The organism is Cohnella panacarvi Gsoil 349, assembly GCF_000515335.1.
In the GTDB taxonomy this organism is placed as follows: domain Bacteria; phylum Bacillota; class Bacilli; order Paenibacillales; family Paenibacillaceae; genus Cohnella; species Cohnella panacarvi.
This window is the reverse complement of record NZ_KI911563.1, coordinates 1,755,570-1,780,653: the sequence shown is the minus strand read 5'-3', so window position 1 is coordinate 1,780,653 and position 25,084 is coordinate 1,755,570. Positions and strand designations below refer to the sequence as shown.

At 57.3% G+C, this 25,084-nt stretch carries 21 protein-coding genes and 1 tRNA gene; 19 read left to right on the top strand and 3 right to left on the bottom strand.

The genetic code is table 11. The features are described from left to right. Window positions 1-36 precede the first annotated feature (36 nt). From COHPA_RS0108630 to COHPA_RS0108575, 12 genes are all read left to right on the top strand, one after another. Complete coding sequence (locus COHPA_RS0108630) at window positions 37-1,053, top strand: ABC transporter substrate-binding protein (RefSeq protein ID WP_027085779.1); 1,017 nt, start codon at window positions 37-39, stop codon at window positions 1,051-1,053. Continuing rightward, window positions 1,053-2,090 (top strand): FecCD family ABC transporter permease, encoded by a 1,038-nt coding sequence (locus tag COHPA_RS0108625; RefSeq protein ID WP_035119403.1) that lies wholly within the window; start codon window positions 1,053-1,055, stop codon window positions 2,088-2,090. The genes COHPA_RS0108630 and COHPA_RS0108625 overlap by 1 nt, the downstream gene beginning before the upstream one ends. Before the next feature lie 5 nt (window positions 2,091-2,095). Further along, on the top strand, window positions 2,096-2,887 hold the full coding sequence (locus COHPA_RS0108620) for an ABC transporter ATP-binding protein (protein WP_035120408.1): 792 nt from the start codon (window positions 2,096-2,098) through the stop codon (window positions 2,885-2,887). Continuing rightward, on the top strand, window positions 2,877-3,926 hold the full coding sequence (gene cobT / locus COHPA_RS0108615) for a nicotinate-nucleotide--dimethylbenzimidazole phosphoribosyltransferase (protein WP_027085776.1): 1,050 nt from the start codon (window positions 2,877-2,879) through the stop codon (window positions 3,924-3,926). The genes COHPA_RS0108620 and cobT overlap by 11 nt, the downstream gene beginning before the upstream one ends. Continuing rightward, complete coding sequence (gene cobU / locus COHPA_RS0108610; protein ID WP_027085775.1) at window positions 3,923-4,486, top strand: bifunctional adenosylcobinamide kinase/adenosylcobinamide-phosphate guanylyltransferase; 564 nt, start codon at window positions 3,923-3,925, stop codon at window positions 4,484-4,486. Before cobT ends, cobU begins: the two co-directional genes overlap by 4 nt. Beyond that, complete coding sequence (cbiB, locus tag COHPA_RS0108605; protein ID WP_027085774.1) at window positions 4,483-5,448, top strand: adenosylcobinamide-phosphate synthase CbiB; 966 nt, start codon at window positions 4,483-4,485, stop codon at window positions 5,446-5,448. The genes cobU and cbiB overlap by 4 nt, the downstream gene beginning before the upstream one ends. Further along, window positions 5,421-6,242: an adenosylcobinamide-GDP ribazoletransferase gene (gene cobS / locus COHPA_RS0108600; protein ID WP_027085773.1), complete on the top strand. Its 822-nt coding sequence runs from the start codon at window positions 5,421-5,423 to the stop codon at window positions 6,240-6,242. Before cbiB ends, cobS begins: the two co-directional genes overlap by 28 nt. 12 nt (window positions 6,243-6,254) lie before the next feature. Continuing rightward, window positions 6,255-7,319, top strand: coding sequence for a threonine-phosphate decarboxylase CobD (gene cobD, locus COHPA_RS0108595; protein WP_027085772.1), 1,065 nt, complete (start codon window positions 6,255-6,257; stop codon window positions 7,317-7,319). Further along, the gene (locus COHPA_RS0108590; RefSeq protein ID WP_027085771.1) at window positions 7,316-8,911 is read left to right on the top strand and encodes a cobyric acid synthase; all 1,596 of its coding nucleotides are present in this window, start codon (window positions 7,316-7,318) and stop codon (window positions 8,909-8,911) included. Before cobD ends, COHPA_RS0108590 begins: the two co-directional genes overlap by 4 nt. Beyond that, window positions 8,908-9,474 (top strand): cob(I)yrinic acid a,c-diamide adenosyltransferase, encoded by a 567-nt coding sequence (locus tag COHPA_RS0108585; RefSeq protein ID WP_027085770.1) that lies wholly within the window; start codon window positions 8,908-8,910, stop codon window positions 9,472-9,474. Before COHPA_RS0108590 ends, COHPA_RS0108585 begins: the two co-directional genes overlap by 4 nt. 241 nt (window positions 9,475-9,715) lie before the next feature. Further along, window positions 9,716-10,351 (top strand): glycoside hydrolase family 11 protein, encoded by a 636-nt coding sequence (locus tag COHPA_RS0108580; RefSeq protein WP_027085769.1) that lies wholly within the window; start codon window positions 9,716-9,718, stop codon window positions 10,349-10,351. 78 nt (window positions 10,352-10,429) lie between these two features. Continuing rightward, on the top strand, window positions 10,430-11,284 hold the full coding sequence (locus tag COHPA_RS0108575) for a formylglycine-generating enzyme family protein (RefSeq protein ID WP_027085768.1): 855 nt from the start codon (window positions 10,430-10,432) through the stop codon (window positions 11,282-11,284). Window positions 11,285-11,317: 33 nt separating this feature from the next. Here the strand turns inward: COHPA_RS0108575 and COHPA_RS0108570 are convergent, their stop codons facing one another. Continuing rightward, window positions 11,318-12,142 carry a hypothetical protein gene (locus tag COHPA_RS0108570; protein ID WP_027085767.1) on the bottom strand — a complete coding sequence of 275 codons (825 nt, stop codon included), beginning with the start codon at window positions 12,140-12,142 and terminating at the stop codon, window positions 11,318-11,320. Between the two features lie 125 nt (window positions 12,143-12,267). Here COHPA_RS0108570 and COHPA_RS0108565 point away from each other — a divergent pair, with 125 nt between their 5' ends. After that, entirely contained in the window at window positions 12,268-12,972 is a 705-nt protein-coding gene (locus COHPA_RS0108565) for a DNA alkylation repair protein (RefSeq protein ID WP_027085766.1), read from the top strand. A 37-nt stretch (window positions 12,973-13,009) separates the two neighbouring features. After that, window positions 13,010-14,125, top strand: a complete 1,116-nt coding sequence (locus tag COHPA_RS0108560) for an AI-2E family transporter (protein WP_027085765.1) — start codon at window positions 13,010-13,012, stop codon at window positions 14,123-14,125. A gap of 272 nt (window positions 14,126-14,397) precedes the next feature. On the opposite strand, the gene COHPA_RS0108555 is transcribed toward COHPA_RS0108560, so the two are convergent. Both COHPA_RS0108555 and COHPA_RS0108550 read right to left on the bottom strand, forming a co-directional pair. Beyond that, complete coding sequence (locus COHPA_RS0108555) at window positions 14,398-16,173, bottom strand: ABC transporter ATP-binding protein (RefSeq protein ID WP_027085764.1); 1,776 nt, start codon at window positions 16,171-16,173, stop codon at window positions 14,398-14,400. Then, window positions 16,160-17,935, bottom strand: coding sequence for an ABC transporter ATP-binding protein (locus tag COHPA_RS0108550; protein ID WP_027085763.1), 1,776 nt, complete (start codon window positions 17,933-17,935; stop codon window positions 16,160-16,162). Before COHPA_RS0108550 ends, COHPA_RS0108555 begins: the two co-directional genes overlap by 14 nt. Before the next feature lie 325 nt (window positions 17,936-18,260). On the opposite strand from COHPA_RS0108550, the gene COHPA_RS24300 reads away from it, so the two are divergent. The 5 genes from COHPA_RS24300 to COHPA_RS0108525 all read left to right on the top strand — a co-directional run bounded on the left by COHPA_RS24300 (window position 18,261) and on the right by COHPA_RS0108525 (window position 24,897). After that, window positions 18,261-20,900: a putative bifunctional diguanylate cyclase/phosphodiesterase gene (locus COHPA_RS24300; protein WP_027085762.1), complete on the top strand. Its 2,640-nt coding sequence runs from the start codon at window positions 18,261-18,263 to the stop codon at window positions 20,898-20,900. Between the two features lie 5 nt (window positions 20,901-20,905). Further along, window positions 20,906-22,228 (top strand): ABC transporter substrate-binding protein, encoded by a 1,323-nt coding sequence (locus COHPA_RS0108540; RefSeq protein WP_027085761.1) that lies wholly within the window; start codon window positions 20,906-20,908, stop codon window positions 22,226-22,228. A gap of 83 nt (window positions 22,229-22,311) precedes the next feature. Beyond that, on the top strand, window positions 22,312-23,925 hold the full coding sequence (locus COHPA_RS0108535; RefSeq protein ID WP_027085760.1) for an S-layer homology domain-containing protein: 1,614 nt from the start codon (window positions 22,312-22,314) through the stop codon (window positions 23,923-23,925). Window positions 23,926-23,956: 31 nt separating this feature from the next. Beyond that, window positions 23,957-24,763, top strand: a complete 807-nt coding sequence (locus COHPA_RS0108530) for an AAC(3) family N-acetyltransferase (protein ID WP_027085759.1) — start codon at window positions 23,957-23,959, stop codon at window positions 24,761-24,763. Between the two features lie 59 nt (window positions 24,764-24,822). Next, window positions 24,823-24,897, top strand: a tRNA-Lys gene (locus COHPA_RS0108525). Window positions 24,898-25,084 lie beyond the last annotated feature (187 nt).

Genomic DNA, 25,084 nt, shown 5'->3' with positions numbered 1-25,084 from the left:
CCTTCTCGCATTCTACTATCGAAGGGAAGATCGGAAATGAAGAAAATCAGTCATATCGCGTTATCCGTCCTACTCGTGTTCATGCTGGCCGCTTGCGGAGCGAACGAAGCCGACTCGCCATCCGGCAATGCGAGCCCGACGGAGACGCAGAGCGCGGCATCGTCGTCAGCGGAAACAACGCCAACCTCATCGCCATCGGCGGACGATGCCAAGAGCACGGTCTATCCGCTGACGGAGAAGGACGCGACCGGCAAGGAAATCACGTTCGAGCAAGCGCCGGAGACAATCGTGTCCGCCTCCCCTGCGGAGACGGAAATCTTGTTCGCGCTTGGACTGGCCGACCGTATCGTAGGCGTATCCGACTTCGACAATTATCCGAAAGAAGCGGAAAGCAAGCCGAAAGTCGGAGGCATCGTCGAGCCGAATACGGAAGCGATCGTGGCCGCCGGCGCCGATCTCGTCGTTGCGGGAATTTCCATTAAGGATACCGCGCTCGACAATCTGCGTACGCTTGGCCTTAACGTCGTCTGCATGAATCCGAGGAAGTTGGACGACGTTCTTAGCGACATTCTGCAGCTTGGACGGATAACGGACCAACAAACGGAAGCCGAAGCGCTCGTCGCGCAAATGAAAGCGGACATTCAGATGGTGAAAGGCGTCGCGGAGACGATCAAACCGGAGGAGAAGAGGAAAGTATACATCGAATATTCACCGGGCTGGACGGTCGGCAGCGGCGAGTTCATGGACGAGCTCATTACGCTCGCCGGCGGAGTGAATATCGCTTCCGACGTACAGGGCTGGAGCCAGATCAACGAAGAGAAGGTGATCAAAGATAATCCGGACGTCATCATTCATACGCTAAATTTGGTTGACGACAAGGGCAACAAGCTGGAGGATCTCATTCGCGGCCGGAGCGGATGGGGAGAAATTACGGCGATTAAGAACGATCGAGTCGTCGGACTCGACGGAGACGTGCTCGCCCGCCCGGGTCCGCGGATCACGCAAGCGCTGCTCGGCATCGCAAGCGCGATCTATCCGGACTCGTACCAATAATGAGCAAGCGGTTAGGAATGTGGGGAGGAGTCGGGAGCGTACTCCTCCTTCTTTCGATCGTCGTGAGCGTATCGATGGGGACCGCTTACGTTCCGTTATCCGATACGTGGCCAATCGTCTTGCATCATGTGCCCTTCCTTGGAGATCTCTTCCATGCGGACTGGCCTATCTCTTCCGAGCAGATCATCTCCAAGGTTCGGCTGCCCCGGGTGGTGCTTGCGGCACTCGTCGGCGCATGCTTGTCGCTCGCCGGGGCCGGGTTCCAAGGGGCGCTGCGCAATCCGCTCGCGGATCCGTATACGCTGGGCGTCGCTTCCGGCGCCGCGGTCGGCGCGGCTTTCCTCATTCTATTCGGGCTACAGCTGGCGATCGCCGGCCGCTGGTCGATTCCGATCGTCGCGTTCGCGACGGGAATGACGAGCTTGCTCATCGTTCTGCGATTGGCGGGTACGGGCGGGAAGCTGCAATTGGAGACGGTGATCCTATCCGGCGTCGTCGTGCAAGCCTTCCTCGGATCGATCGTGTCTTTCATGGTCACGCTGTCCGATCAAGTCGTGAACGAGATCATCTACTGGCTGATGGGCAGCCTGTCTTTGCGCGGATGGTCGTATTCCGGCATTCTAGTTCCTTATCTCCTAGTCGGTCTCTTTGTGCTAATGGCGAACGGACGGACGTTGAACTTGATCTCGCTCGGAGAGAGGCAAGCCGAGCATCTTGGCGTCCATGTGGCGAGGACGCGGCTCGTCGTGCTGGTCGTCTCGACGCTAATCACCGCGGCGGCCGTCTCGGTCGCCGGTACGATCGGATTCGTCGGACTTGTCGTGCCCCATCTCGTCCGGCTCATGGTCGGTCCGGATTATCGGCTGATCGTCCCGGTCTCCGCGCTGCTCGGAGCGGTCTACATGATCTGGGCGGATACGCTGGCCCGCATGCTGCTGAGTCCGACCGAAATCCCGCTCGGCGTCATAACCGCGTTCCTCGGGGGGCCGTTCTTCGTCTACCTGCTTCGCAAACACAAGAGAAGGTTGAGGATGTGACGCTATTGTTGAGAATGGAGCGCTTAGATAAGTATTACGGGGAACGAAAAGTATTGGATCAGCTAAGCTTCTCCGTTGCGGAAGGGGAGTTCTTCGGCATTCTCGGTCCGAACGGGAGCGGAAAGTCGACATTGCTGAAGCTGCTATCCGGCATCGTGAAGCCGGACGGCGGCGAACTGGCTCTGAACGGATCGCCCATAGGCGGTTATACGCGCAAGCAGCTATCCCGCGTATTGGCCGTGCTGCAGCAGGAGCCGATTCCGCCCGCGAGCTTCACCGTGAGGGAAGTCGTGGAGATGGGACGGTACCCGTATCAAAATTGGTTGGGAGACGATAGCGGCGCAAGCGATGAGATCGTCGATGCCGTCCTCGACCAATTGAATCTCGCTGAGCTTCGGCATATTATGCTGACGGAGCTCAGCGGAGGCGAGCGGCAGCGGGTGGCGCTTGGCAAAGCGATGGCGCAGCAGCCGAGCGTGTTATTGCTGGACGAGCCTACGACGTATCTGGACATCGGTTATCAGATTCAGATGATGGATATCGTCAAGGCCTGGCAACGGGAACGGAAGATGACGGTCGTCGCCGTGTTGCACGATCTCAACTTGGCAGCGATGTATTGCGACCGTATGCTGCTGCTTCATAAGGGCTCGATCGTCGGGATCGGAACCCCGGGGGAGCTCGTGCGCGGAGAATTGATTCGCCGAGTATACGGCACGAAGCCGATCGTCGTCGAGCATCCGCTATACGGATTGCCTCAAATTTTATTACGTCAAGGAGGCGCTCACGATGAGCCATAAATTAAACGAGGCGATAGCCCGTATTCGCCCGACCGACGTGCAGGCTAGGGCGGATGCAGCCCGTTATCTGGATACGTTAACGAAACCGCCGGGCAGCCTGGGCAAGCTGGAGGACATCGCCGTTCGGCTTGCGGGGATCGAAGGCTCGCTCTCGCTCGACGTGTCGCGGAAAGCGGTCGTCGTCATGGCCGCCGACCACGGCGTATGCGAAGAAGGCGTCAGCGCGTTCCCGGCGGAGGTGACGCCGCAGATGGTCATGAACTTCCTTCACGGCGGGGCCGCGATCAACGTGCTCGCGCGCCAAGCGGGCGCGGACGTCGTCTGCGTCGATATCGGCGTGAACGCGGATCTCGCGCACGAATCGCTGCGCGTTCGCAAAGTGCGCAAAGGTACCGCCAATATCGCAAGGGGACCGGCGATGAGCCGCGAGGAGGCGATCCTGGCGATATCGCACGGAATCGAATTGGCTGGTCAATTGGCGGATGACGGCTATCGGTTGCTCGCGACGGGCGAGATGGGGATCGGGAATACGACTCCGAGCGCGGCGATGCTAGCGGTGTTCGCGAGTATCGAGCCCGAGCTTGCGGTCGGACGCGGAACCGGAGTCGACGACGCCGGCGTTCGGCGCAAACGGGATACGATCCGGCAAGCGATCGCGGTTAACGCTCCGGACGCGGCCGATCCTCTCGACGTATTGAGCAAGCTCGGCGGGTTGGAGATCGCGGGTCTCGCGGGCGTCATTCTCGGCGCGGCAGCCCGCCAAGTTCCGGTCGTCGTCGACGGTTTCATCGCTTCGATCGCCGCGCTGACGGCCGTCCGGATCGCTCCGAACGCGCGCGAATATCTCATCGCGTCCCACGTCTCCCAAGAGCAAGGGCATCGACTCGTGCTCGAGCGGCTGGGACTCTCGCCGATGCTGGATATGCATATGCGGCTTGGCGAGGGGACTGGAGCGGCGCTCGCGTTCCATCTGGTCGAAGCGGCCGTGCGCATCATGCGGGAAATGGCGACGTTCGATTCCGCCGGGGTATCGCGATGATCGTGCTCGTGACGGGCGGCGCCAAAAGCGGCAAAAGCAGCTTCGCCGAGCAGGTTGCGATGCATACGGCAGACAGCGCCGTCTATATCGCCACCGCGCAAATCTTCGAGGAAGAGATGCGGACGAGGTTTGTACGTCATCGCGAACGCCGGGATCGTTCGGGCTATGCATGGGAGACGATCGAGGAACCGTATGAGCTTGCCGCGATGCTAAGGACGGTGCCGGACAATCGCACGATACTCGTGGATTGCTTGACTTTATGGGCATCGAATTGGCTGTTGAGGGCCGAGCGCGACGCGGACGGGGAGAGTCTCGTTCAGCGCAAGATCGAAGAGCTGGCGGCGGCGATCTCGGCGCGGCAAGGCACGACGATCCTCGTCACGAACGAAGTCGGGAGCGGAATCGTTCCCGAATATCCGCTGGGGCGTTATTTTCGGGACGTGGCAGGCGGCATGAATCAGAGACTCGCCTCGCTAAGCGACCAAGTGTTCCTGGTGACGGCGGGCATTCCGGTCGAGCTGAAGAGACTAGCTTTCCGATTCGACGGCGGGATGTTATGATCTTCTATTCGTTGCAAGAGATGATGATCATGCTTCTCGCAGCAATCGTAATCGATTGGATCGTCGGAGATCCGAAGCGGCTGCCGCATCCGGTCATCGCGATCGGCCGACTGACCGCGTATTTGGAGCGAAGGCTGCTTCCGCGCGAAGCGAAACGTTTCAATGGAGCGCTAATGACGCTAGCAGTGATTGCAACGAGCTTCTTCGCGATGTGGGGGGCGACCGCGCTCGCCGCATGGATTCATCCTTGGTTCGGCTATGCGGCGCAGACTTGGTTCATCTCGACGACGATCGCGATACGAGGGCTGAAGGACGCGGCAATGCTCGTCTACGACAGGCTGATGCTTGAGGATCTGCCCGGAGCGCGACAGTACACGGGCTACATCGTCGGAAGAGATACGCGCGAACTAGACGAATCCGAGGTGTCGCGGGCGACGGTCGAGACCGTCTCGGAGAATATCGTGGACGCGGTGATCTCGCCGCTGTTCTTCGCTTGGCTGGGGGCGGCTCCGCTCGCGATGCTCTACCGGGCCGCGAACACGCTCGATTCCATGGTCGGTTATCGCAACGACCGATACTTGCGGTTCGGCTGGGCGTCCGCCCGATTGGACGACGTCTTGAACTGGATACCCGCGAGGCTGACGGGGCTGCTGCTCGTGATCGTATCCGCCTTGTATCGCCCGTCCTCTCCATCGCGGTCCTTCAAGGCGATCGTTGCGTTCGCCCGCTTGCATCCGAGCCCGAACAGCGGCATTCCCGAATCGGCGGTCGCGGGAGCTCTCGGCATACAGCTGGGCGGCACGAACCGTTACGGCGAAGTCGTCAGCGAGCGGGCGAAGATGGGTTGGGCGACGCGCTCGCTTCGCAGGCAAGATATCGTCCATGCCGTCCGGCTATTGTACGGCGTCGGCATACTGGTTGCGGGAGGGTTGTTATGCGCAGTTTGCGGTTATTCGTTATAAGCGGTTTGGAAGCTTTGGCGGCTGCGTTTCAATTCCTGACGCGCATACCGATACCGGTGTCGCTTGCCTACGATGAACGGCTTTCCCGCCGCAGCGTCGCGTTCTATCCGCTTGTCGGCGCGGCGATCGGATTGATCGTGGCGCTTGCGGGTTTGCTGCTCGCGCCAGCGATGCCTCCCGTGGTCGTCGCCATCCTTCTGGTCGCGGTATGGACGCTGCTCTCCGGCGGGCTTCATCTGGACGGCTTGATGGACACGGCGGACGGTCTGCTGAGCCATCGTTCCCCGGAGCGGATGCTGGAGATTATGAAGGACAGCCGCGTCGGCGCGATGGGAGTCATGGCGTGCGTCTTCGCCGTAGGTTTGAAGGTTGCGACCGTCGCGGCGCTGATCGAGGACTGGCGGAACGATTGGTTGTCGCTCGCCATACTCGTTCCGGTATGGAGCCGCGCTTTCCTCGGAACGGCGATCGCTTGCTGGCCGTATGCCCGGCAGGGACCGGGGCTAGGGGCGCTGTTTCGCGCCGTCGGCAAGCGGCACGCGATCGCCTCCGGATTCGGCGCGGCGATCGTGACCGTGACGGCTCTGGCATTCGAATCCGGATGGAACGCCATAGACATCGGTTGGTTCCTAATCGCGGCGGCGCTTATTACTTACGGCGTAGGGACGTTGCTGTCCGTTGTCATACATCGGAAGTTAGGCGGATTGACCGGCGACGTATACGGCGCATTGAACGAGTGCATCGAGATCGGTCTGCTGGTCGCTTTGGCTAGTTACGCATTCCATGCAGCTTAGGAGGGTTTACGTTTGGAACTGGAACGTTACGGTCACGGCGGGGATTTATTGACGGCGACGGAAGCTTTCGGCCGTCCGGAGGAAGATTGGTTGGATTATAGCTCGAATATGAACCCGTTCGGTCCGCCGGAAGTCGTCGGCGAATTGATGCGGGAACGTTGGCGCGACATTGCGCGTTACCCGGATCCCGCGGCGCGCGGATTGAGGAATAAGCTGTCCCAAGCCTACGGAATCCCGCCGGAAAGCATCCTTGTCGGGAACGGGGCGGCCGAGCTCATCGATCTCGTCGTCCGGGAGTTGCGGCCGGCGGAGACGATACTCGCCCGCCCTTCCTTCACGGAATACGAAGACGCGGTACGGAAGGCCGGAGGCAGGACGATCCCGGAACCGCTCCTGCGCGAATGCGCATTCGAGCTGTCGAACGCGCCCGATGCTGGCGAGAGAACGGTGTTCCTCGGCCATCCGAACAACCCGACCGGACGCATCGTCCCGGCGCGCGTGCTGGACGCGCTAAGACTATCGGGAACGCGGATGATGCTGGACGAAGCGTTCCTTGATTTCCTTCCCGATGAGGAAGGAATCTCTTATATTCGCCATGCGGCGGAGTCCCCGCGTATCCAAGTCATTCGTTCGATGACCAAATTTTACGCCATTCCGGGCATCCGGCTCGGCTTCCTCGTCGCGCACCCGGATATTGTCCGTCGGCTTAAGGGGGCGCAGACGCATTGGAGCGTCAACTTCCTCGCGCAACTGATCGGCGAAGCCGTCTTGGATGAGCGGGCGTACGCCGAGAGGACGCGGGCATGGCTGCAGGAGGAACGCCCCTGGCTGATGGGCGAATTGAGCCGTCTCGGGCTGACGGTATTCCCGAGCGATACGAATTTTCTGCTTGTCTCCTTGCCCGGGGAGACCGGGATGGACGCACGGCGATTGCAACGAGCGATGGCGCGCCATGGCATCCTCATTCGGGACGCCTCGTTATTCGACGGGCTGGATGCGTCCTGCTTCCGGCTCGCCATCAGGCTTAGACGGGATAACGAGCGCCTGATCCGGGCACTGAAGGAGGCCTTATCATGACCGATGCGAACAATCGGCGAGCGGCGGCAACGATTATGTTGCAAGGCACGGCATCCGATGTCGGCAAGAGCCTTCTCGCGACCGCTATATGCCGAATTCTTAAGCAGGACGGCATCAAGGCGGCGCCGTTCAAGTCGCAGAATATGTCGCTTAATTCTTACGTGACTCCGGACGGCAAGGAGATCGGGCGGGCGCAAGGCATGCAGGCGGACGCTTGCGGCATCGCGGCGACGACGGACATGAATCCGATCCTCCTGAAGCCCAAGCAGGACATGGCCGCTCAAGTCGTCGTGCACGGCAAGCCGTTCGCGGACATGAGCGCGAGGGATTACCGCGAGCGTTACTTGCCCGAGGCCGAGCAGATCGTAAAGGCGGCGCTAGCCCGTCTTCGGGACGAGTACGAAGCGGTCGTTCTGGAAGGAGCGGGCAGTCCGGCGGAGGTGAACCTGAAGGACCGGGATATCGTCAACATGCGACTGGCCGGATGGGCCGACGCCCCCGTGCTGCTTGTGGCCGACATCGACCGGGGCGGGGTGTTCGCGTCCATCGTGGGAACGATGGACATTCTAGAGCCGGAAGAGCGCGACCGCGTGCGCGGGGTGATCATCAACAAATTCCGAGGCGACGTCTCCCTGCTGACCCCCGGCTTGGAGTGGCTGGAGCGAAAGATCGGCAAGCCGGTACTCGGCGTCGTTCCGTACTTGGACGACTTGCAGTTAGAGGACGAGGACGGCGCGTCGCTGGACTCTAAGGGATACCGTAAGAAGGCAGCAACGGGACAGGAGCTCGATATCGCGATTCTTCGCTTGCCCCGCTTGTCCAATTTCACGGATTTCGATCCTCTCCTGCAGGAGCCCGGCGTCAACGTCCGTTACGTGCGCGACGCCCGCGAATGGGGCGAACCGGACGTCGTGATCGTCCCGGGCAGCAAGAACGCGACGGAGGATCTATTGTTCCTCCGGAATACGGGGCTCGAATCTCTTCTGCTTCGCCATATCGAGGAAGGCGGGAGAGCGACGGGCATCTGCGCAGGGTATCAGATGATGGGAAGAAGGCTGCTCGATCCGGACCTCGTCGAGTCGGACTTGCCCGAGGTGGCGGGGATGAACCTGTTCCCGATGGAGACGACGTACGCGAAAGACAAGAAGACGGAGCGCGTAATCGGGACCGTCGCCGCAGGCTTCGGAGCGGTAAGCCCAGGCGCGGAGATACAAGGCTACGAGATACATATGGGCAGAACGGATTTTCTCGAACCCGTGCTTCAGCCTTTCCTCGTCCAGTCCAGCCGACTAACCGGCGAGCAAGCGCCATACCAACGCTACCATCCGTACCAACCATTCCATCCGGACGGCGCGATATCCGAGGACGGACGGCTATGGGGCACGTACGTACACGGCATTTTCCATAACGATCGATTCAGGCACGACTGGTTGAACGAAGTTCGCCAAGGGAATGGACTTGCGCCGTCCGACCGGATCACCGCCTTCGGACGGTTGCGCGAGCTATCTTTCGACCGGCTGGCCGATCATGTTCGCCTGCATCTGGATATGGAAGCCGTCTACCGAATCATGAACGGAGGAGAACGCGAATGAGCGACACGAAACAATCGAGCAAACCGCGCAAGGAACGAGGCCTGACTCTGGTTTACACGGGCGACGGCAAAGGAAAGACGACGGCCGCGATCGGAGTAGCCGTGCGAGCCGCCGGCAGGGGATTAAACCCGATTATCATCCAATTCATTAAATCCCCCGAGCGCACTTACGGGGAGAAGATCGTACTGGACAAGCTCGGCATTCCCATGCATTCGATGGGCGCCGGGTTTACTTGGTTGAAGACGCCGGAAGAACACCGGGAGGCGCTCGCGAGAGCGTGGGCGTTCGCCAAGGAACGCATTCACTCGGGAGAGCACCGTCTCGTCGTGCTGGACGAGATCAATAACGCGCTGGCGATCGGTTCTTTCCCGATCGACGACGTGCTTCCGTTGGAGGACGTGCTGGAGACGATCCGCAGCCGCCCGCAAGGCCAACATCTGGTGCTGACCGGACGGGGGGCGCTGCCGTCCGTACTTGCGATCGCGGACTTGGTGACGGAGATGAAACCGGAGAAACACTATTACGAGGAAGGCGTTCCTGCCGTGCTTGGTATCGAATTCTAGGAATTGGAAAACGTTTTATCCCTAATTTTACCTAAAAAACATATATATTGTCGGGGATAAACCTTTAATATGTCGAGTGAAATGTATGCGCTTACCTTCTATAATTTGCCTTGAAGGGGAGGTGAGAGAGGGGCGATTGCCGACGAAGCAGACACAGGACAAGTTATGTACTGCAGCATGGATCGACTCACGGTAGTACGTAAGCAAGTCGTGTCAAAACCCAAATTAGAGGAGGAAGATGATGATGACGTTCAGAAAGAAAGCACTATCGGTAGTGTTGGCGGCCACGATGGGCCTAAGCTTGTTCGCGGCCACTTCGAGCGCGGCGACGGATTACTGGCAAAACTGGACGGACGGCGGCGGTACGGTTAATGCGGTCAATGGCGCTGGAGGCAATTATAGCGTTAACTGGTACAATACGGGTAATTTTGTCGTCGGTAAAGGCTGGAATACCGGATCGCGGTATAGAACGGTCAACTATAACGCCGGCGTCTGGGCACCGTCCGGCAACGGCTATCTGACCCTCTACGGATGGACGAGAAACGCGCTCATCGAATATTACGTTGTCGACAGCTGGGGCACGTACAGACCGACCGGAACGTATAAAGGCAACGTGTACAGCGACGGCGGCACGTACGACATCTATACGACGATGCGTTATAACGCGCCTTCCATCGACGGTACGAGGACGTTCCAACAGTTCTGGAGCGTCAGACAGTCGAAGAGACCGACGGGAAGCAACGTCTCGATCACCTTCAACAACCACGTCAGCGCATGGGCAAGCAAAGGAATGAACCTCGGATCGAGCTGGTCCTACCAAGTGCTGGCGACCGAAGGCTACCAAAGCAGCGGAAGCTCGAACGTAACGGTTTGGTAATGGAATAGCAACTGAACAGAGTAAGGTCGCCGGTCTCCCGATCGGGCGGCCTTACTCTTACACAAAGGAGATCTATCCATGAGAAAGCTGGCGATTTTCCTTATGCTTTCCGCTATGTTCGCAGTCAGCGCTTGTTCTCGGGACAAGTCCGACAAGAACGCATCGACGGCCGAATGGAACGATAACTTTGTATACGTTAAAGGAGGGACATTTACGAACGCGAAGTCCAACTATTATGGACAACGGGTAGCTCTTAATAGCTTCTATATTAGTAAATACGAGGTTACGCAGAAGGAATGGACGGAAGTAATGGGCAACAACCCGTCGAAATTCAAGGGCGACGATCGGCCAATCGAGACGGTCAGTTGGTATGACGCCGTGGAGTACTGCAACAAGCGGAGTGTCCAAGAGGGCTTAAAGCCCGTGTACAACATCGACAAGAATACGAAAGACCCGACCAATAAGAGCGAATACGATAACTTGAAATGGACGGTAACGTTCAACGAAGAAGCCGACGGGTATCGCTTGCCGACCGAAGCGGAGTGGCAATACGCGGCGGGCGGCGGCCAGATGAGCAAGAGCTACACGTACAGCGGCAGCAACGACCCCGATGAAGTGGCTTGGTATTGGAAGAACGCCGGAGATAAGCTTCTATCGGGCGACTGGAATTGGCCGCTGGTGGAGAACAACCATAACCAATCCAGGCCGATCGGCGCCAAGAAACCGAACGAGCTGGGTCTCTACGATATGTCGGGCAACGTAAGGGAATGGTGCTGGAACGGCTACGGGGAAACGGAAAGCGACAGTACCTCTACAAGGGTCGTAAAAGGCGGCGGTTGGATGGGAGAAGTAAGCGATTTGACGTACGTGAGCAACTTCGAGGCGAACGGCATCGGCCCGGATCAAGGTTTGCGCCTCGTCCGCGACGAATAAGCATGCAAGAGAGCGAGGATCACCCTCGCTCTCTTACGTTGTTACCGACCTCCTCGCAAGATAGCATAACCCGATAACCAAGCAGCAGCATGCGAAGTAGATCAGAGCATACAGTCGCATCGGAATGAAGATGCGAAGGATGTCGCTTTGGATCAGAATAGATTGCGTGGCGATAATAACGGCTGCCGCGGCGATCAGCCAGCGCCAATTCTTAAGCCAGAATATCGCGGCCGTAATCATAAGAGCTTTCACGGCTCCATACACGCTCAAGGAGAACGTGTCGTCACGATAGACGTCCTTGAATATGCCCGGTTCCAACAGGCGTATCCCAAGCAGCAAGAAAACAAACATGAACGTTAGCACCAGCGCCATCGTATAAACGAAGAAGGAAACGGCTTGGATCGGCCGGCTTCCGGAACGGAATTGTCTGAACCACCATTTCGTTAACGAGAAGTATAAAAGCAATGAACCAACCGTGAAGCATGACCTCCACCAATGATGCACGTACACGCCCAAATGCACGAACAGGGTCTCGATAAAACCGAACATGAGAGCGAACAACAAGATCCAGCGAAACCGCAGTTGGAATACGGAGATTAAAGTGGCGATCGTCGGGACCGTGATGGTGTTCGACACGGAAGCGCCTATCATGTTATCCAAATAGCGTATGGATGTGATCTGCGGCTTGTACTCATAAGCTGCGAAAACGACAACTATGACGATCTCGAATACATAAATCATTCCGGCGAAAGCGATGTAGATGACGAATGTATGAAATTGCTTCGTTTGCATGAAAATCCAGATAAGAACGGCTAACGACAGGACGATTAACGAGAAGTAAGGGACAAAATTAGGCATACGCATACCCCCAACTCTTACCATGTCCAGCAGCGGATTAACGTATACCCCGAAGCCGTTGTATTCGCCACGCGAGCCAAGCCTGTGATACACTTCATATATAGTCAAGTCGGAGGAGATATTCCATGGATGCGGTTACGGTCATGCGGGAGCTCGAAGCTCTCGGCAAGGAACGGCTGAAGAAAATGTACATATCCAACGGGGCGCGCGAGCCGTTATTCGGCGTGGCGACGGGCGAGATGAAACCGATTGCGAAGCGAATCAAACACGATCAAGCTTTGGCGGAGCAGCTTTACGCGACGGGAAACTACGATGCCATGTACTTCGCCGGAGTCGTCGCGGATCCGAAAGCGATGACGGAAGCGGACTTCGAGCGTTGGATCGATGCGGCTTATTTCTATATGATTGCCGATTTCGTCGTCGCGGTGACGCTGTCGGAGACGGACATCGCTCAGGAAGTGGCGGATAAGTGGATCGCCAGCGGCGAAGAGTTGAAGATGTCGGCGGGGTATAGCTGTTACTGCTGGCTGCTGGGCAGGTTCCCGAACGACAAGTTTTCCGTGAGCAAGCTGGCCGGCATGCTGGAGCAAGTTCAACGGACGATCCACGACGCCCCGGAACGCGCGAAATACGCGATGAACCTTTTCATTTACACCGTTGCGGTCTCCTTCGTTGCTCTTCATGACAAGGCAGTCGAGGTCGCGAAAGCGGTCGGCCCGGTCGAGGTGGGCAAAGGCAAGAAGAGCAAGCTCATTAACGCGCTCGTCAACATCGACAAAGCGATGGACAGAGGGCAGCTCGGGTTCAAGCGCAAGTACGTCAGGTGTTGACGCGTTCTTCAAAATCGTCGCAAGGGAGATCTGACCTATGCCGCAAGGCAAGTGGTTTCGCATCGGTTATGGCATTATCGTCGTTCTGTTGATCGCTTACTTGGCTTCCAAGGTCGACTACGTGTTCGATCCGATCGGCAAAGTGCTGGCCGCGCTGTTCGTGCCGCTCTTGATCTCGGGATTGTTCTACTATCTATTCCGGCCGTTCGTGCGGCTGCTCTCGGTCAAGCTGCCGAAGTCGCTGGCCATCGTTATCGTCTATATCGGCGCTATCGGCGTCTGTTACTTGTTCTTCCTGATGATCTGGCCGCCGATCCGGGAACAGTCGATCAATCTCGTGGACAATTTTCCGCAGATCGTCGATTCCGTCCGTACGTGGCTCGAATCCGTGCAGAAGCATGAGTGGCTACGGGAGATCGGGCAGAAGGACGCGCTCTCTACGGAAAATCTCACGACCAAGCTGACCGGCTCGCTCGACGAGATTCTGAACTCCGTCGTCGGCAGCGTGCGCGGGATATTCAATCTCATCATGAACTTCTTCTTCCTGCTCGGTCTCGTGCCGTTCATGATCTACTACCTGCTGAGCGAAGGGGATAAGTTTTCCGGCCTCGTGCTGCGGATGATACCGGAGCGTTACCATTCCGAAGTGAGCGGGGCGCTGAAGGACATCGACGCGTCGATCGGCTCGTTTATCCTGAGCAAGGTACTGACGTCTCTCCTAATCGGCGGGTTGACGTCCGTCGGTTACTTGCTGATCGACGTGCCGTACCCGCTGTTGCTCGGCTTGATTGCCGCGATCACGAACTTCATCCCGTATATCGGTCCGCTGATCGCCTTCATTCCGACGGCCGTCGTCGCGCTTACCGTGTCGCCGACGACCGTGCTGCTGGTCGGAATCGTGCTCGTCGTCTCGAACCAGATCGAAGCGAACGTTATCGGCCCGCGTATCGTGGGCAAGCAGATGAACGTACATCCGCTTACCGTTATGCTATTAGCCATCGGCGCCAGCGCGATTATCGGTCCTCTAGGCATGGTTATCGTCGTGCCCGTCTACGCGATCGTCAAGATTGTCGTGGTCCGCGCGTACAACTTCCGCAAGATGAACCTGATTCCTCCGAAGGATCCGCTGGGCCTCGATCCGAACGGGGATTAGTCATGGCTCACGCGCCGAAATAACAACATATCGCAGTTACTTCGCGGCACCATCGGCGTGTTCGTCGGAATAACAACCCAATGACATCTATTGTACGGCTAATCGGCGGCAAGGCGTTCGTATGGCGATGTTAAATGCGAATGGTTGTTATTAAGTGCTCGAAGTTACCCCAAGCTCGAAATAACGGCATATCGTTGCTATTCTTGCGAACCCAACCCATAACGAAGCCCCCGATCGCATTCACGCGATACCGGGGGCTTTGCTTCGAATGTCTATGCTTCCATCTTCTGAGCCGTATACAGCTTGTAATACCGGCCGCGCCGCGCCATAAGCTCGTCGTGCGAGCCGCTCTCGGCGATTCCCTTGTCCGCGACGTACAGGATGCGGTCGCAGTTCTTAACCGTCGACAGACGGTGCGCGATGATGAACGAAGTGCGGCCTTTCAGCAGCTCGTTCAAGCCCCGCTGCAGCAGGCGCTCCGTCCGGGCATCGATCGACGACGTCGCTTCGTCCAAGATCAGGATGCGCGGGTTGGCGAGAAGCGTGCGGGCGAACGAGATGAGCTGGCGCTGGCCTTGGGACAGCTTGGAGCCGCGTTCGTTCACTTCCGTCCGATAGCCATGCTCGAACTCGCGGATGAACTCGTCCGCGCATACGGTCTTGGCCGCCGCGACGACTTCTTCCTCCGTAGCGTCGAGCTTGCCGTAACGGATGTTGTCCAAGATCGTGCCGGAGAAGATAAAGCTGTCCTGCAGCATGATGCCCATCTGGCTGCGCAGCGACTTCAGCTTCACGTCCGCGATGTCGTGCCCGTCGATGAGAATGCGGCCGTCCGTGACGTTATAGAAGCGCGAGATCAGGTTGACGACCGTCGTCTTGCCGGCACCCGTAGGGCCGACCAGCGCGATGCTTTCGCCCGCCTTGATGTCGAAATTCAACCGTTCGAGAACGTTGACCCCCGGATCGTACGCGAACGTCACGTTGTCGAAAGTCACCCGGCCGCGGATCGGCGGCAGCTCGCGAGCGTTCGGGACGTCGCTGACGGTCACCGGTTCGTCGAGCGTCTCGAAGATGCGCTCCAGGTAGGCGACCGAGTTGATGAAGCTGTTGTAGATGTTCGACAAGTTAAGAATCGGTTGCCAGAACCGCCACGCGTAGCCGCCCATGGCGAGGATGACGCCGTACGTCACGTCTGCCGGGTTCAACGCGAGCAGTCCCACGAGATAGATGGACGCGGCCACGATCGTCGCCAAGTTATCGACGGAGAACGGGACGAGGAAGTTGTAATACATCGCTCTCATCCACGTTGCGCGATAGTTGGCGGCCAGTCGATCGAAGATTTCCTCGTTGCGCTTCTCGCGAGTGAAAATTTGCGTGACGCGAATGCCGCTGATGCTCTCTTGCAGATAGGCGTTCAGGTTGGAGCTTTTGTTGGATACGCCTTGCCACGCGCGGCGCTGCTTCGTCTTGAGCAGCAGCATGACGGCGATGAAGACCGGCATGCCCGCCAGAATGACGAACGACAGCTGAACATCGACCATGAACATGAAGATGGCGATGAAGATCAAGTTCAATATTTCAAGGATGAAGTTGATAATGCCGTTGGACAGCACGTCCGATACGGAGTTGACGTAGTTGACGACGCGAATGAGAATTTTGCCCTGCGGGCGATCGTCGTAATATTGGAACGGCAGCTCCTGCAGGTGCTTGAACAAGTCGGTACGGATATCGAATATAATGTCCTGGCCCACCCGAGTCATGATACGCGAGCGGATCGTGGCGAGAATGACGCTGACGACGATCGTAGCGAGCAAGATCGCGGACCACAAGACCAGCTCCCACTTCTCTTTGTTCGGAATCGTTACGTCGACGACGTATTGCATGATCAGGGGCGCGGATAACCCGATGCCCGCCGAAAGCGCGCTAAGCACGAAAGCGACGATCATCGGCGTTCGTTGTTTCTTCATATAGACCAGCGCGCGCCGGAAGTGCTTAATATTGAAAGGCGACTCCAAATCCTCGTCGATGTCGAATCTATTCCTGGCCATGGGCGGTCACCTGCCTTCCGATGCCTTCGTTCTGCAGCTTGAATACCTCGTAATAATAGCCCCGCTTGGCGAGCAGCTCGGCGTGCGTGCCCTCTTCGACGATCCGTCCGCCTTCCAGAATGAGTATCCGGTCGGCTTCGGCCGTCGTGGACACGCGCTGGGCGATAATGATCTTCGTGCAGGAATATTCGAGCTCCCGCAAGCTTTTCTGAATATGCTCTTCCGTCTCGTTGTCGACGGCGGAAGTCGTATCGTCGAGAATGAGGATCGGCGGTTGAATGGCCATCGCCCGCGCCAGCGCGATCCGTTGCTTCTGCCCGCCGGACAGGCCGACGCCCCGTTCGCCGACGATCGTGTCGTACCCTTGCGGCATCTTGCGGATGAAGTCATGAGCGGCGGCGAGCTCGGCGTAAGCCTGAACGTCTTCCTCCGGCATCTCGGGATTGCCGTACGCGACGTTGCCGTCGATCGTGTCGGAGAACAGCAGGACGTCCTGCGTCGCCACGCCGATATTGCCGCGAAGCTCGTCGAGCTCCAGCTTGCGCACGTCGATGCCGTCGACCAGTACGCGGCCGCCCGTAACGTCGTAGAACCGCGGAATCAGGTTGACGAGCGTCGTTTTGCCCGAACCCGTCGCGCCCATGATGGCGATCGTCTCGCCGGGCTGGGCCGAGAAGCTGATGTTATCGAGCACCGTAGCCTTATCGTACTTGAAGCTGACGCGATCGAATTCGATGCGGCCTAGATAACGGCGCTTGACGATCGGTTTGTGCTCGTTGACGATATCCGGGTGCGCGTAGTAAATTTCGATGATTTTGCTCAGGCTGGCGAAGAAGCGCTGGATGTCGTTAATGATAATTCCGATATTGCGCATCGGTTGAGCAAGACCCCAGAGGAGCGCGTTGAAGGCGGCGAATTCCCCGAACGTGAGATCTCCGTTGATGACCAGCATGCCGCCCGCCAGCAGCAGGATGACGCTGAAAGCTTGGGACAACGTCTCCAGATAAGGAAAGTAGTCCAGCCACACCATCGCGGCCGCTTTGTTCGCGGTCGAGTAGTTGACGTTCTTCTCGTCGAATTTCCGGACTTCGAATTCCTCGCGCGCGAACGCTTTCACGACGCGGTTGCCCGAGATATTCTCCTGCGTCGTCGTGTTGAGCTGCGACAGGCGTTCCCGAAGATCCGAATACATCGGGCGCACGCGCCGGGCGAACACGAAGGCCACGACGAAGATCGGAGGCGCGAGGAGCAACAGCCACAGCGTCAGGCTGACGTCGATGTAGAAGAAATAAGCGACCGCCGCCAGGAACACCGTAAGCGATTCGATAATCGTCTTGAAAATCCACGCCATCGTGTGCCGCACCATATCGAGGTCGCCCGTCATTTTGGTCATCAGGTCGCCTGTACGGTTGTGATCGTAATACTTCATGTCTTGACCCTGGATTTTGTTGTACAAATACATCCGGATCCGGTAGAGCATGTTCTGCGAGGCGCGTTCGTACAGCATCGTCGTAAAGTAAGACAAGCTGGTTCGCAGCAGCGTAAAACCGATCATGCCGATGCAAAGGCCGATCAGCAGCACTCGCTCGTCCGTCAGCTTCCGCGCCGCGTCTTCGCCCGTGATGAACGTGTCGACGATCCGCTGGGCGATGGACGGATTGATGATGGTCATGGAAGAGCCAACGACGGATAACACCAACGCGATAACGTACCTTACCCGATCTCCTGTTAAATTGTGCCAAAGCCACTTCAGTTGAAACATTCGATCACCGGCTTCTGTAATTTTCTTGAACGCGTGTTTACGAGCGAAGCGGAAGCCTCCATTCGAAAACAATGGCATTATAACATAACTTATTGGAACGATATTGTCGTCTTTTTGTTCGATATTGGTTCATTCGGCTTAAGATTTTTTATTGAAAGGAAAATCTATACAAAACGCAAAAGAATCTATTATATTTTAAATGAGCGAATCATATCGGCAAGCTATAATAGAAATGGAAAGCGCTCTCTTCCGCAATATGGCAAGCATCTGGGATTCTCCACTTTACTGCGAGACTGTACTCAACAAGAACAACGGAGGGCTCGTTATGCGCCTGAATTCATTGTTGCTCGATAAGCGTTCTCTTCTCTTGAAAGCTTGCGGATTCTTGCTTCTCCTGATCGTGTCGTTCCTGCTCGAATACAACCCCATTCAATGGTTTTACGGTTATCAACTCGGCTTAGGCACCGCCTTCCTGATCATTGCGCTGCTCCTGTTCGGAATAACGGGCGGACTTACCGCCGCTGCGATCGTCTACGGATCGCTCGTACTGCTGGAATCTATCTCGTGGCTGCAGGCGCTTACGCAGGCAGCTTATTTCGTCGCGGTCGGACTATTGCTTCGAAGGTTTCCCGACAAAGTGATCATGCTTACTTTTCTTTACTGGATATTGGCCGGATGTCCGGCTTCTTATTACGTATATAGGTACGAAACGGGATTCGGGGACGATCTCGGGTACTTGTACTGCCTGAACGTTGCCCTCGGTTCCATCTTATCCGCGCTGGCGGCCGACATCATTTTGTCGCATACGCCGATTCGGCGCTGGTTGGGCGCTAGCGGGGAGCGGAACGGATACGCGTTCCATCGGATCGTGCTCCATCTCACGCTGGTGGCGACTTCGTTGCCGTTCGTGATTTATATCTTGGTCAGCGGGTACCAGCATAGAGCCGATGTTCTCGTTCAGGCGACCGACAATCTGAATACGCAAGTGGGCGTCGTGAATCGCGAGCTGGCCGGTTGGACGGACAGCGATTACCGTTCCTTGCGTCTGAACGGCATCGTGCAGTATGAACAATTGAAGCAGGGCATGCTGATGAACGCCGGCTCGCACATCCCTACGAAGCTGGCGCTGCTAGATTCGAACAGCCGGGCGACAAGCGTGGTCGGATTGGATGAATCGCTGATCGGCGAACCGTTCGATTGGAAGCTCGGCGGAGACTTCCGGCACTTGAACGCCACCGACGCGATCTGGACGCCTTCGCGAGTGTATACCTATGACAGCGAAGCGTGGCGATACGCGTATTTCGTTCGCGAGACGACCGTAGGCGCCGATAAGAGAGCCGTGTTCCTCATGCCCTTCACGCCTTATTTGCAGGAATCGATCAGCTCTTACATTGCGTATATTCAGCTCCTTCTCGTCTTCGTCGCGGCGACGATGATGCTGACTTCCTTGCTCAATCGATTATTCTTTCGTTCGCTTACGAGGCTGGCGCGAGCTACGATCGATTTTCCCGGGAAGCTGTCGCTGGACCGGGCGATCGATTGGCCGCGCAGCGGAATTAGCGAAATTCGCATGCTCGCCGATAACTTCAGGTCCGTCGCGGAGCATCTCACGGACAATATTCGCCGGCTGGCGCACTCGGAAGCCAGGCTGTTCCAGTTGGCCTATTACGATAGCTTAACGGAATTGCCGAACCGCCTGAACATGAAGGAACGATTGGCGGAAGAACTCGAGGCGGCCGAGCGTTCCGGATGGAGCGAATACCTCTCCGTCTTGTTTATCGATCTGGACCGCTTCAAGCATATTAACGATACGCTGGGCCATATCGCGGGAGACTGTCTGCTGCGGCTAACGGCGGAACGGCTGAAGCAAGAGCAGACGGAGCAATCGTTCATGGCGAGAATCAGCGGCGACGAATTCGTTGTCCTCTTGAGGCATGCCGAACCGGACGAGGCCGTTCATCTATCCGAGCGGATTCTTGCGCAATTCGAAGGACCGTTCTTGCTGCAGGGCCATTCGTTGTATATAACGCCTAGCATCGGGATCGCCACCGCGCCGATCGACGGCCGAGATATCGATACGCTAATGAAGAACGCGGATTCCGCCATGTACGCGGCCAAGGAACAGGGTGGCAAAGGGTATTCGGCATACAGCGAAGCGGCGACCGCGAAGCTGTCGGAATCGATGTGGTTGGAGAACAGCCTGCATCATGCGCTGAACGACAAGCAATTCGAGCTGTATTATCAGCCTAAAGTCGATAATCTAACGGGAGAGATCGCCGGAGCGGAAGCATTGGTAAGATGGCATCACCCGGAGCGGGGACTTATCGGCCCCTGCGAGTTTATGGCCGTTGCGGAGAATACCGGACTTATCATCCCGCTCGGCAGTTGGATTCTTCGGGAGGCTTGCGAGCAGCATATGCGGTGGCGCGCGGCGGGGCTTGCCCCGCGGCGAATCGCCGTCAACCTGTCGGCCAGACAATTCCATGACCCTCGCTTGGTGGAGAGGATCTGCGACATCTTGGACGATACGGGGATGTTGGCCGAAGAGTTGGAGCTCGAAATTACGGAAAGCTATATTTTCAGCAACGAGGCTTATGTCGTCAGCGTCCTTGAACAACTCCGGGGGCTTGGCGTCTACATCTCGATCGACGATTTCGGCACGGGGTACTCCTCGTTAAGCCAATTGCAAAGATTTCCCGTGCAAGCGATCAAGATCGACCGTTCCTTCATTAGCGGGATGGGCGCGGGTAAGGGAGCCGAACTGATCGTCAAAGCCGTCATCGAGCTGGCGCACGGCATGAGCATGAAGGTCGTCGCGGAAGGGGTCGAGACGGACCAGGAAGCGAAGTTGCTGCGTCATTACCGATGCGACGAGCTTCAAGGGTACTTATTCGGCAAGCCGATGCCGGCGGCATCGTTCGAACGCTTCTTAACCGGCGCGAAGGCTGAACGTCTTGGAGGGTGATCGAGATGACGAAAAGAGCGGTATTGGCCATAAGTATCCTTGCGGCGTTGTTGACCGGCTGCACGAACGGAATCGAATACGAATCGGCGCAAGCTCCGATTCCCGGCATCTTCGCGTCCGCGGAACCGGCGCACGGCGAAGACAGGAGCGAACTGGCTCATCCCTCCGGGAAAGTAACGGTATGGAGTTATTTTCAGGAGGCGGGCTGGATCATTCCTGTTCTGAGACATCATTATCCCGATATCGAAATCGAATTGGAGATTTTTCCATGGGACAATTTTATCGAAAGATATTTGAAAGCGATGGACGACGGCCAAGCGCCTGACGTGCTGTTCGCGGACAACAATCTGCTTAGCCAGCTGGTCGGGATGAGGATCGCCGAGGATCTGACGGCCGAACCTTATAAGGGCGAAGAGATCGTCACGGCTTTCCCGGAATCGATCATCGCTCCTTTCCGCTCGCTGAAGGATGATCATCTGTTCGCGTTGCCGCTCGACATCGGTCCCGGCGTCGCTTATTTCAGGCGAGACCTGTTCGAGAAGGCAGGCTTGCCGTCTGAACCGGAAGCGCTCAGCAGTTACTTGGAGCAGCCGGGGAACTGGCTTGCGGCTGCGGACAAGCTGAAGAAGCAAGGCTCTTGGATCACTTCCACGGATTATGATCCGATCGATATCACGGTGTACGGCTCGGGGTTCTTCGACCGGGAGCTTAATTATGTCCGCGATTCTTCCGCTTTCGCGACGGCGATCGATCTCGCGCGTCAAATTCGCGCAAGGGGGCTTGCGTCGGGGTTAACCCTGAATAGCGAAGCCGGTCAAGAAGCGCTTAGAGACGGGAAAACGGCGATGTTCTTCAACGGATGGTGGTACCGCGGCAGCTTAAAGGCGGCGGCTCCGGAGACGGAAGGGCTCTGGGGCATCATGCGGCTGCCTCTTCAAGTGTACGGATGGTCGGGCAGCTCGGGCACGTTGATCTCATCCGATTCCGACAATAAGGCAGGCGCATGGGCGGTCGTAAGCGTATTGGCTCAGCAAATCCAGAACATCTATGCGAATAGCATGAGAATGCAAAGCGGAGAATGGCCGGACAGCGGCGACAAGTTTTTCGCCTACCAGCGAACGCAGGCGCTGTACGCGAACTTGGTGAGCCGCATGCCGCCTCTCACTCCGACGCCGATGGACGGCAAAGCCGCCGACATCTGGGGGCAGTTCATCGGAAGCTCCTTGAACAGCACGATCGATGCGACGCAAGTATTAAGCGATATTAAGAGATTGACGATGGATTCGATCCAATCCGATATCCAGACGTTGAAATCCCAGAGACAGTAAAACTATTAACCTTCTCGCGCGTCTAATATAGAGTCGGTCTGAGGACGATCCTATTACTAGATGGCAAGGGAAGGTTACAGGTTATGCTAAGAAAAGCAAGCGTGTTGCTCGTTCTGCTCGGAGCGCTGTTCTCCGGCAGTGCTTCTGCTTACGACGTTCAGCTTGGGCCGTTCAAGGACGAGGAGAACGATTATGCCAAGGAATCGATCTATACGTTATCCGCTCTCGGAATCGTTAACGGGTATGAAGACAGGACTTTTCGGCCTAACGAGCCTTTATCCAGAGAAGCCTTCGTTAAGCTGCTTGTCTCGGCCAACCGGCTGAATCCGGGCAAGGACCAAGGCGGGTTTCCTGCGGACGTGGCAGCAAGCCGTTGGTCCGCGCCGTATATTGCCGTTGCGTACGAACGGCAGTGGATCGATAGTCTGCTAGACAAGAAGGGGTTGTTCCATCCGTCGCAGACGATTACGAGACAAGAGGTCGCGTTGCTCGCGGGGACAACGCTGCTGGACGCGGAGACGGAAGAGGTTCGCTCGCAATGGCTGAAGGCGGATTGGAAGAAGGAGCGTGACCGCAGGGCGTTCAAGGATCGGTCTTCGATCGCGGCTAGCCTGCAGCCTTACGTCTATTACGCGACTTATCGCGGCATTATGGAAGGGGACGCGGCAGGATTTATGCCGAAGGAGCCGCTCATCCGCAAACAGGCCGCGGCCGTCATCTATCGAATGATCGATAAGCAAGTATCGGCGGAGAAGCTTCGGTTCACGGGCTTCTATGCCATACAGTCTTATTCCGCGCTTAGCCAGATGAGCAAGCTGTCCGATGTCGTGCTGGGTTGGTCTCACTTAGAGTACGGAGAAGAGGGGAAAGCCTCGTTAAATACGACCGCGACGGTTCATCGAATGCCGAGCGGTTACGAGGAGGTTCTCGGCGCTGCCGACGCCGCGGGCATTCCGAAGGAATTGATGGTGTTCTACGACGGAAGCAATTTGCGGGATTTCCTGAAGGACGGGCCGGCTCAAGCGGCGTTCCTCTCGGAATTGCTTGCCGCATTGCGCAATCCGGCTGATTCGTTCTCGGGCGTTACCATCGACTTCGAAGGCTTGAAGGAGGCGGCGAGCGCCGCCGACTACGTAGGATTCCTGCGGGATTTAAAGGCGCGGCTTGGCGAATTCACGCTGTCCGTGGCCGTTCCGCCGGTTGACTACTACAAGGGCTACGAGTTGAGGGAGATCGGCAAGCTGGCCGATACGGTGATTCTGATGGCGTACGATTATACGCATAACGAGAGCAAGCTACCGTCCGCGCCGCTGCCGCTCGTTAACGATGCGGTCGTGACGGCGCTCGAATCGATTCCGAAGGAGAAGCTGGTACTTGGGATATCGAAGCAGGCGAACCAATGGATCACGGTCTCTGGCGTGACAGGCGACGCGCTTAACCCCGCGATCGCGGACGTCGAGAAGAGGCTCGGGATGCCTGGAGTCGCCAAGACGTTCGAGATGCCGTATTTTCTGACGAAGGCCGTTTTCACCGACGAGCGAGGCAGCCACGAGATCTATTACGAGGATAAGTCAAGCATCGCCAAGAAGCTTTGGCTGGCCAAGTTTTACGGGTTGAAAGGCGTGTCCCTATGGTTCATGGGCAACTTCACGGCCGAGGACTGGAAACTCGTAGGCGAGCAATCAACGCGGAATTAGACTTCAATAGAATAGCAGGGGATCAGGTCATATGAGCGAAAAAACAGTTATCGAACAGTCGCGCATGCCAGTGACGGTCGGCGGCATGGAGAAGGATCTGGCGCGTCTAGGCGTTCGCGAGGGAGACGTCGTCATCGTCCATTCCTCGTTGTCCAAGCTGGGGTGGGTTTGCGGCGGCTCGCAAGCGGTCATTCAAGCGCTCTTGCGGACGATCGGCTCCGAAGGGACGCTCGTGATGCCGGCGCATAGCGGGAACTGGAGCGATCCCGCCGAGTGGCAGAACCCGCCGGTGCCGTCCGAGTGGGTCGATATCATCTATGACGAGATGCCGGCGTTCGATCCGGACGCGACTCCGACGTGGGGCATCGGTCAGATTGCCGAGACGTTCCGGGCGTTCCCGGGCACGATGCGATCGGCCCACCCGCAGGTGTCGTTCTGCGCGAACGGCAAGCTCGCTGCCGACATTGTCTCGAACCATCCGTTAACGCCGCAATTCGGGATGGATTCGCCGCTCGGGAAGCTTTACGAGCTGAACGCCAGAGTGCTGCTCGTCGGAGTCGGATACGATAGCTGCACGAGCTTTCATCTGGCCGAGGCGACGCTGCCGGGGATGCCCGCGAAGAAGATGGGCGCCGCCATTATGGAAGACGGCCAACGGGTATGGAAGCGGTTCGCCGACTTCGCGTACGACGCGGACGATTTCCCCATTCTTGGCGCGCATTACGAGCTGGAGCGGGACGTGCGGAGAGGCGAAATCGGGCATGCGGATTGCGCGTTGTTCGACATGCGAAGCGCGGTCGATTACGCGGGATCGTGGTTAAGGAAACATCGGTTTTAAGAAAAATCAATGAAACCTTCTATGTAGTCATCGTTTATGTTATGATAGATTGCATGGACGGGCCTGTAGCTCAATGGCAGAGCAACCGGCTCTTAACCGGTAGGTTGTGGGTTCGACCCCCACCGGGCCCACCATATTCATACGTAATGAACAAGACGTTCGAAGCGTTATCCGCTCGAACGTCTTTTTGTACCTATCAGAAAGTATAAATTTTGGGGTTAGAGGTTGCCCTAATTCTATAGGGCGATTCGGGATGAGAACAGGTCGTCGCAAAGCGGACATGACCGGGGGCATGTTCGAAGGTCCTGGCGTGATAGTCGC

Excerpts from the sequence above, each read along its gene's own strand:
- COHPA_RS0108630 (WP_027085779.1), top strand. The coding sequence starts at position 37 with ATGAAGAAAATCAGTCATATCGCGTTATCCGTCCTACTCGTGTTCATG.
- COHPA_RS0108625 (WP_035119403.1), top strand. The coding sequence starts at position 1,053 with ATGAGCAAGCGGTTAGGAATGTGGGGAGGAGTCGGGAGCGTACTCCTC.
- cobT (WP_027085776.1), top strand. The coding sequence starts at position 2,877 with ATGAGCCATAAATTAAACGAGGCGATAGCCCGTATTCGCCCGACCGAC.
- cobU (WP_027085775.1), top strand. The coding sequence starts at position 3,923 with ATGATCGTGCTCGTGACGGGCGGCGCCAAAAGCGGCAAAAGCAGCTTC.
- cbiB (WP_027085774.1), top strand. The coding sequence starts at position 4,483 with ATGATCTTCTATTCGTTGCAAGAGATGATGATCATGCTTCTCGCAGCA.
- cobS (WP_027085773.1), top strand. The coding sequence starts at position 5,421 with ATGCGCAGTTTGCGGTTATTCGTTATAAGCGGTTTGGAAGCTTTGGCG.
- COHPA_RS0108590 (WP_027085771.1), top strand. The coding sequence starts at position 7,316 with ATGACCGATGCGAACAATCGGCGAGCGGCGGCAACGATTATGTTGCAA.
- COHPA_RS0108585 (WP_027085770.1), top strand. The coding sequence starts at position 8,908 with ATGAGCGACACGAAACAATCGAGCAAACCGCGCAAGGAACGAGGCCTG.
- COHPA_RS0108580 (WP_027085769.1), top strand. The coding sequence starts at position 9,716 with ATGATGACGTTCAGAAAGAAAGCACTATCGGTAGTGTTGGCGGCCACG.
- COHPA_RS0108575 (WP_027085768.1), top strand. The coding sequence starts at position 10,430 with ATGAGAAAGCTGGCGATTTTCCTTATGCTTTCCGCTATGTTCGCAGTC.
- COHPA_RS0108570 (WP_027085767.1), bottom strand. The coding sequence starts at position 12,142 with ATGCCTAATTTTGTCCCTTACTTCTCGTTAATCGTCCTGTCGTTAGCC.
- COHPA_RS0108565 (WP_027085766.1), top strand. The coding sequence starts at position 12,268 with ATGGATGCGGTTACGGTCATGCGGGAGCTCGAAGCTCTCGGCAAGGAA.
- COHPA_RS0108560 (WP_027085765.1), top strand. The coding sequence starts at position 13,010 with ATGCCGCAAGGCAAGTGGTTTCGCATCGGTTATGGCATTATCGTCGTT.
- COHPA_RS0108555 (WP_027085764.1), bottom strand. The coding sequence starts at position 16,173 with ATGGCCAGGAATAGATTCGACATCGACGAGGATTTGGAGTCGCCTTTC.
- COHPA_RS0108550 (WP_027085763.1), bottom strand. The coding sequence starts at position 17,935 with ATGTTTCAACTGAAGTGGCTTTGGCACAATTTAACAGGAGATCGGGTA.
- COHPA_RS24300 (WP_027085762.1), top strand. The coding sequence starts at position 18,261 with ATGCGCCTGAATTCATTGTTGCTCGATAAGCGTTCTCTTCTCTTGAAA.
- COHPA_RS0108540 (WP_027085761.1), top strand. The coding sequence starts at position 20,906 with ATGACGAAAAGAGCGGTATTGGCCATAAGTATCCTTGCGGCGTTGTTG.
- COHPA_RS0108535 (WP_027085760.1), top strand. The coding sequence starts at position 22,312 with ATGCTAAGAAAAGCAAGCGTGTTGCTCGTTCTGCTCGGAGCGCTGTTC.
- COHPA_RS0108530 (WP_027085759.1), top strand. The coding sequence starts at position 23,957 with ATGAGCGAAAAAACAGTTATCGAACAGTCGCGCATGCCAGTGACGGTC.